The 6,933-nt window shown below is 40.3% G+C and carries 8 protein-coding genes and 1 pseudogene; 8 read left to right on the plus strand and 1 reads right to left on the minus strand.

What is annotated here, in order from left to right:
• From AAC155_RS07855 to AAC155_RS07875, 5 genes are all read left to right on the plus strand, one after another.
• The coding region (locus AAC155_RS07855) for an immunity 52 family protein (RefSeq protein WP_240002820.1) at window positions 1–300 on the plus strand (300 nt) is incomplete at its 5' end.
• Window positions 301–302: 2 nt separating this feature from the next.
• Window positions 303–566 carry a PAAR domain-containing protein gene (locus AAC155_RS07860; protein WP_113041686.1) on the plus strand — a complete coding sequence of 88 codons (264 nt, stop codon included), beginning with the start codon at window positions 303–305 and terminating at the stop codon, window positions 564–566.
• A 163-nt stretch (window positions 567–729) separates the two neighbouring features.
• A complete protein-coding gene (locus tag AAC155_RS07865; protein WP_113041688.1) occupies window positions 730–1,362 on the plus strand; it encodes a restriction endonuclease fold toxin 5 domain-containing protein in 633 nt (210 codons plus the stop codon).
• A 32-nt stretch (window positions 1,363–1,394) separates the two neighbouring features.
• Entirely contained in the window at window positions 1,395–1,769 is a 375-nt protein-coding gene (locus tag AAC155_RS07870) for a restriction endonuclease fold toxin 5 domain-containing protein (protein ID WP_275658240.1), read from the plus strand.
• Between the two features lie 26 nt (window positions 1,770–1,795).
• On the plus strand, window positions 1,796–2,530 hold the full coding sequence (locus AAC155_RS07875) for an immunity 52 family protein (RefSeq protein ID WP_011148684.1): 735 nt from the start codon (window positions 1,796–1,798) through the stop codon (window positions 2,528–2,530).
• A 51-nt stretch (window positions 2,531–2,581) separates the two neighbouring features.
• Here AAC155_RS07875 and AAC155_RS07880 read toward each other — a convergent pair whose 3' ends face one another.
• Window positions 2,582–3,850 (minus strand): IS4 family transposase, encoded by a 1,269-nt coding sequence (locus AAC155_RS07880; RefSeq protein ID WP_113041689.1) that lies wholly within the window; start codon window positions 3,848–3,850, stop codon window positions 2,582–2,584.
• Window positions 3,851–4,237: 387 nt separating this feature from the next.
• On the opposite strand from AAC155_RS07880, the gene ati1 reads away from it, so the two are divergent.
• The 3 genes and pseudogenes from ati1 to AAC155_RS07895 all read left to right on the plus strand — a co-directional run.
• Complete coding sequence (ati1, locus tag AAC155_RS07885) at window positions 4,238–4,687, plus strand: Ati1 family type III secretion system chaperone (RefSeq protein ID WP_011148685.1); 450 nt, start codon at window positions 4,238–4,240, stop codon at window positions 4,685–4,687.
• A gap of 42 nt (window positions 4,688–4,729) precedes the next feature.
• Entirely contained in the window at window positions 4,730–6,223 is a 1,494-nt protein-coding gene (locus AAC155_RS07890) for a VPA0450 family T3SS effector inositol phosphatase (RefSeq protein WP_113041690.1), read from the plus strand.
• A 180-nt stretch (window positions 6,224–6,403) separates the two neighbouring features.
• Window positions 6,404–6,697 (plus strand): annotated as a pseudogene (locus AAC155_RS07895) (IS1-like element transposase); the annotation flags it as partial.
• Between the last annotated feature and the right edge of the window lie 236 nt (window positions 6,698–6,933).

A 6,933-nucleotide genomic window follows, 5' to 3' on the forward strand; every position in this document is an offset into this window, starting at 1 on the left:
CGTAATTCTCCAATCGTTATGACTGAAACACGAGGATATAGATTGAAAAAAAAGCAAGTATTTCCAGACCGAATAAGTGCAGGTTGGATGCTCTATTTACCAATAGAAATAGATCCGACTTTAGTTCCAATGGCAGAAGAAATAATATCTATTTCTGATAAAAATAACAAAAAAGGCTCATTGATTATTACGACAAAAGATATTTTTGATATTGAAAATCAAGATCATATCAATAAAGCCAATGATATTGAAATATGTTTACGGGATTTACAAATACTACCATTGATGACAGAGTTATAAATATGACAAACAGAGCCGTAATCCGATTAAACGACCTAACCGATCATGGTGGTCAAGTCATTACCGCCATTGATAATTACGTGTATCAAGGCGTACCTGTTGCCGCTAAAGGTGATTTAGTAAACTGCCCTAAGTGCAAAGGGGTTTTCCCTATTGTGGAAGGTAGTAATGACTTAAAGCATCAGGGAAAACCTGTCGCATTAGAAGGTATGCATACAGCATGTGGTGCAAAACTGATTGCCAGCCAGAAAGATTTTCTCGCTTAATGAGACAACAATCACTTTGGCCTATTTAAGACAACACTGACGCGCTGCGCTTGTCTTCTCCATTGTACCGGGCTAATACATTAATCCGGTAAAATGGAGAGCCGAGAAAAATACCGTGATTATTTGCGAGTCATGGATCATTTATTGAAAAGGAGAAATGGACATGCCATTACTACTTCTTGCGCCAGCGGCTCCCGCTCTTTTAACGGCGGCTGAATGGACACTGGCTGCTTGTGCAACAGGATTAGCCGCCGTTGGTGTGATGGAAAGCACCAAAGATAAAGAAGGTGAACAAGACAAGGCAAAAGCGGATACACAAACAATTGCTTCGTCCCGCACCGAATGTGAGAAATGTCCGGCAATTGGCAACGTTACAATGGTTTGGGAAAAGACCACATCGTATTCAGAAATAACCATTGCCTACCAAACAAAAATTGCCGGGACGATATACAACCCTGAATTAAACCTAATTGAAACCTGGTTATGCATGGATACAAATTTCGATGGTTGGAAACCTGCACAATGCTTATTTCTTGAGGCCAAAGCTAAATATGATCAGTTTTTTAAGAATGGTGAACCAGATTGGATTTTTGGTGAGTTTAGAAAAACACCTACCAGCAAAACAGGGGCAGAAAGTACAATTTGGCAAGCAGAAAGACAAAATAGGGTATGCATAGGATTGAATAATATTCCAAAGTCTCATTGGCATTTTTTGCAGCCTATATCTTATGAATATTTTTCTGAAATGTTTGTTCCTTTTACTAACATTAAAACATTTCATACGCCAATGAGTTGATCAAAAGCCTATAANCGTATTCAGAAATAACCATTGCCTACCAAACAAAAATTGCCGGGACGATATACAACCCTGAATTAAACCTAATTGAAACCTGGTTATGCATGGATACAAATTTCGATGGTTGGAAACCTGCACAATGCTTATTTCTTGAGGCCAAAGCTAAATATGATCAATTTTTCAAAGATGGAGAACCTAATGACTTTTATAAAAATATAAAGTTAAAGGGAAAAATGTCTGGATATGACAGTATGATTAATCAGGCTAGGAGGCAGAACTTAGTGTGCGAGACATTAGATAATATTCCAAAATCCCATTGGCACTTTCTAGAACCAATATCTTATGAATACTTTCTTACGGCATTTTCTATGTTTCCTAACATTACGGTATTTAACACTAAACTTTAATCATTCTCACAAAAGGAGAATTAAAAATGTCAATGATCTTTTCAAGAATAAAATTATTCCATGACTTAAATGAGGCTTTAACTCCTGAAAATGCATTACTTGATTTATATCAAATTACATGCAAGATAAATAAGTTAACAACTAGAAAAAGTGGTTGGTATTTACCTGGTTATACTCAAGAAGAGAGATTAAAAAATAATGCATTTGATGAAAATGGACCTACTAAATATGCTATAGAAGATTTTAAAGAAACTTATGATGAAAACTCTGGATTTATTGTGAAATCATTATCTGATGGAGTAGATGAGAACAACAACAGTATTCTATATATGGGTGAAGATAAAATCCATGTTAATCCTGTTAGATTAGGTAAAACTAATATATCTATAAGCATCAATTTAGATAAAGATAAATTTAATTTTCAAGATATTATTGAGCTTTTAAAAAATTCAATATCGATTCGAAACTCTCCATTTATGTTAGTAGATACAAGAGGTTACTCGTTAAAACAAAAACAAGTTTTTCCAGATAGGGTTTACGCCGGTTGGATGCTCTACTTACCAATTGAAATAGATCCGACTTTAGTTCCAATGGCGGAAGAAATAATATCTATTTCTGATAAAAATAACAAAAAAGGCTCATTGATTATTACGACAAAAGATATTTTTGATATTGAAAATCAAGAACATATCAATAAAGCCAATGATATTGAAATCTGCTTGCGGGATCTACAAATATTACCTCTGATAACAGAGATATAAATATAACAAGCAAAGCAGCTATCCGATTAAAACGACCTCATACACTGAACCTTAAGCATTAAGCCTCTCGACAATACCCTCCAACGTATTGTCTTTATTGGATTTTCTTTGAGGCAACTTCAACGCGTTTTTGGAGAGATATTTCAGGGCCCAATCCAGATGGTGTTCTATTTCCGACCCGGCATGATGAATAATCGCGCCCAATATCGGCAACAACCAGACATCAACATTTTTGGCTGCCTTGAGAAAGGAGACTGAAGGCAAAAACCGTCTCGCCAGACTGCGCCGGACTATCAACGCCAGCAGACTTGCCCAGATGAGTCCTTCCGCTATCGCTTTCTGACCGGTCGCAAAGCCTGTCCGGTTGGTGTGGGATTTTAATTCCTTGAACAGCAGTTTGACCTGCCAGCGACAGCGATAGAGCGCCATGATGTCATCTGCGGTAAAGTCGGATGGCGGCAGGTTGGTGAGCCCAAAACAGAAGCGCTTTTCCTGCGCGAACCAACGCCGGATGATCCGAAATTCGAATCGGCCACGCCGACAGGTGAAATCCAGTACCTCATCGCGGTTATTTTTGCGGCTGATGTCCCTGAGTTTTTTGCCCGCCAGTGTCGGTAATTGTCGCCCCTGTCCATTGCGGGCACTGACAATCAGGGGATTAAGCGATTGGCTTCCCCGCACGATAAATGAATCACTGGACAAGGAAAGTTGTTCAAAGTACCCGAAATCCACATAACCGGCATCCGCCAGCAGCAATTTATTGCGTAAGGTATGGGGAGCTGGTAGATAAGCCCGCTCAGATGCCGTGTCTGCGGTCACCGTCATGGCGATGGGTGATTGGCTGAACAAAGACAGGGTCATATGGCACTCAACCGCTGCCTTCAATGGGCTGAAGCGGCAGGGGAAAACCCCCGCTAAATCGGGATGAACGTTGAATGAGCCGCCATCCTGCAAGAGGATATCGTCAAACTGCTCAAATTTTTTGGGTAAGGGCGGCAGAACGTTTTCAATCAATTGAACCATGGCGAATGTCACCAGTGTCTTCATAAAATCGGCGAAGGTGCTTTTACGCAACTGATTATGGAAGGGTTTATAGGCGACAGTGTGTTTTTCACTCAGGCACATGCCGTTAAACTGCCGGTGCAAGTCAGCGATGGAAGTGCAGTTTCCTTTGCTCAACGCGGCTATCAAACTGAGAACCAGAGACTGTGGCCCAATATTTCTGAACCGCTCCATAAAGCCACATCTGCGGGCCGTTTTTTCAAGAAAAGTGTCACTGAAGAATTGCATTAACTGAGGTTTTGTGGAGATAATTGTCATCGGCTTTATTCTCTGATCTCGGTATTTTGTTTGGCGACAATTATCAGATCATAAATAAAGCCTTTTTTCTATCTAAAATAACAGGTTGCCGCTAAAGATCCTGTTTATGAAGATGGCTTATTAAAGCCGAGTGGTTTTTTAGGAACATCAGGCGCGGAACTCATCGAGGCGCAGGCATCCTTGCCTATAGTGACGCCGGATAGATTTAAGCAAGCTCAAAATTCATCAAAATTAGTGTTGCAAAAACGAGGGTGACCATAGATTTAACCTTTCATATGGAAGAATAAAAAAATCCGCCTGTACTTAATATCATACAATTCCCTCGTCTTTATAATCCTTCTTACTAAGAAGAATAACCATCAAAAAATAATATATAGAAGGAACACAATGGATATCTATCAGGAAAGTATCAGATTTTTAGGTAACGGTGCCGATTTCGATGAAAATGGATTATTTCAATGTGAGTTATCATTCGATACTAATGACCATGGTGAGGCACTTTTCTTAACCATATTTAAGAATGAAACAACCATTAATTTACACATATCTCTGACCAGTCCAGTTGAATTACCAACGCCTCTTCCAGAAGCGATTGCAGTCGCGATCGGTGAACACGCGCTAGAACCTTTTAGAGGTGGCTTTGGTATTGGCTTAATGCCTGATAGCCGTAGATTAACGATTTATAAGATTATTTCTCTATCAAATAAGCCTCAAAATTATGTGCAAAACATCTTTCAGCAACTGTTAGAAAAAATGGAGCAATGGCACCATTTTATTGAACAAACGAATAACGCAGAAACGATCCCAGAAAAACTACCTGTCGGGATTTTTATTTAATCCCTGCAACGAACACCCCTATTTATAATATGAGGTTAATTTATGTCAACAATTCAAATTAATAGTCAGCACAGAGGTAGTTTAGACTTCGTGGATATTCAAAATATCAAAACCAATGCGAAAGAAGGTGATACGGTTAAGTTTGGCTCTGTATTTGGTAAAGAATACCGCGTTACTAAAAACAGTGATGGTGAAGTTAGCCTAAAACAAAAAGAGAATCGCAGCTTTTTTAACCGCTTCTTTAGCAATACAGATTCATCGAAAAACAGTGATTTAAAACTGAATCTGATGAACCAACAGCTGCACAAAAAAGAGAACAGCGGCAACGTTAAGGTCTTAACATTAACCTACAACCAGGCTAACCAAAAGATGCCGGAAGAGACTAAGAACTACTTCCAGAATCTGATCCAAAAAGGTGATTATGATGTGGTCTTGTTTGCTGAACAAGAGTCTAAATTGCTTGCTAACGACCTAGAACTCGATGGCATGAACCTCCTTAGCCAAAACAAAATGAAAGTAATGACCAAAGGTCTTGGTGAAGGTGTTAGTTATACTTCTATGTCTGTTTTTGCTAAAGATGGCGTCGATATTAACGTGAAAAAAGAGTCTGAGTATCGTCACGGTATCGGTGGACGATCCATGGCATTCTTCATGGGTATCACTGGTAACAAAGGGGGGGTGAAAACCGCTTTAGAGATCAATGGCCAAGCTTTAAACGTGATTTCCGCGCACTTGGATTCTAACAAAGAAGTAAAGCGTGAATTCGAAGGAAACAAGTTGATGGAGGGGATCAAACCGAATGAAGAGGTTCTGATCACCGGCGATCTCAATGAACGTGAGAAGCGTGTTGCTGAAGGCTCTGATGTGCTGTACGACCCAATTGCACACGATGATACGCATTTAGCAAAACATGGCTTTAAGTTCAAACCACTCGATAGCCATACTTACATGCAGCTTGATAAGCACACTGGCAATATTAAACAGAAAGAAGGTCGAGATCGCCCTGATTTCGGTGAGCTCGATAATACTGGTTTAACCAACAAAACGGGTAACTTACAGAACCATGAAACCAGTGTGATCACTGATGGATTTGTGAATGTCAGTGACCACAAACCAGTGCAGTCTACGTTTGAGGTAAGAAGTTTCTCTCAAAAACTCATAGAAAACGCGATGACTCAAAATGCTGGTGACTTCAAAAATGACGCGGCGTACCTAAAGCCTGGTACTGATCCAGCTAACGCGACGTTTGACGATGTCACTTCCGCTAACCAGGCACGTCTGGGTTTAGAAAGCTTAAGTCCCAATGAACAAGAGTTCGTAAAAGAGAACTTTTCGAGTTTTATTATCGGTAAAGATGCACTCTTCAGTCAGTTAACTAGCGGCTTTATGGAAGAGATGGGTCAACTTCACGCATCTGATCTTGTTAAAAACCCAGCTCAACTACAAACGCAGCAAATTGCATTGAGTGAAAAGTACGAACTTCTCAGTGATAAAGTGAATGCTGAATTTAATAAACAATTCGTTGCCAACCTCTAATAGCAATCTAACAATTGCTCTCTGTTAGATATTAAAAGCAAAGAGTGGTCAGTTTTTGAAAGGGCGTTTATCCCGAAAAAAGTATGCTAAATTGAAAAATTGGCATACTAATCAGCTCGAACATAACGAAGGCGATTCTACCTTAATCGGGTGATGCCTCCGATCGGTTGAAGCGGTATGATGGGTGCTTTTGAGACTCAGCACTTCATAGCATCCATCACCGTTCACTGTCCTCGTTGCCACTCCGACCGCGCATATCGCCACGGTAAGACCCCTGCCGGTCACGTTCGCTATCGTTGCCCAGCCTGTCCCCATGTTTTTCAGCTCACCTACACCTATGAAGCTCGCAAACCTGGCGTCAAAGAGAAGATTGTCGATATAGCGTTCAACGGCTCGGGTGTCCGTGACACCGCTCGTGTCCTCAAGATTGGCATTAACACCGTCCTGCACGCCTTAAAAAAATCGCACCAAGGCAAGTAACTACCGATTGGAATGAAGATTTTACGAGCAGCTTTGAGCGATAAAATTTCTATGAATAACATACATCAAACAGCAAATCATAACCACCCGCATAGCGGGTGGTTCAGACCGCTGACAAACCCCATTGAAAATAATGGGGTTTGTTCCTTTCATTACGAATCATAATACAACTCATTTTCCTCATTGACCCGATTCAATCGCCCGTCAGGGCGTTATTTTCGCTTCGCGGG

Origin of the sequence: Photorhabdus sp. HUG-39 (genome assembly GCF_963878365.1) — a bacterium.
Classification (GTDB): Bacteria; Pseudomonadota; Gammaproteobacteria; order Enterobacterales; family Enterobacteriaceae; genus Photorhabdus; species Photorhabdus kayaii.

Bases quoted from the DNA above. Each gene is read 5' to 3' on its own strand.
- AAC155_RS07860 (WP_113041686.1), top strand. From the start codon at position 303: ATGACAAACAGAGCCGTAATCCGATTAAACGACCTAACCGATCATGGT.
- AAC155_RS07865 (WP_113041688.1), top strand. From the start codon at position 730: ATGCCATTACTACTTCTTGCGCCAGCGGCTCCCGCTCTTTTAACGGCG.
- AAC155_RS07875 (WP_011148684.1), top strand. From the start codon at position 1,796: ATGTCAATGATCTTTTCAAGAATAAAATTATTCCATGACTTAAATGAG.
- AAC155_RS07880 (WP_113041689.1), bottom strand. From the start codon at position 3,850: ATGACAATTATCTCCACAAAACCTCAGTTAATGCAATTCTTCAGTGAC.
- ati1 (WP_011148685.1), top strand. From the start codon at position 4,238: ATGGATATCTATCAGGAAAGTATCAGATTTTTAGGTAACGGTGCCGAT.
- AAC155_RS07890 (WP_113041690.1), top strand. From the start codon at position 4,730: ATGTCAACAATTCAAATTAATAGTCAGCACAGAGGTAGTTTAGACTTC.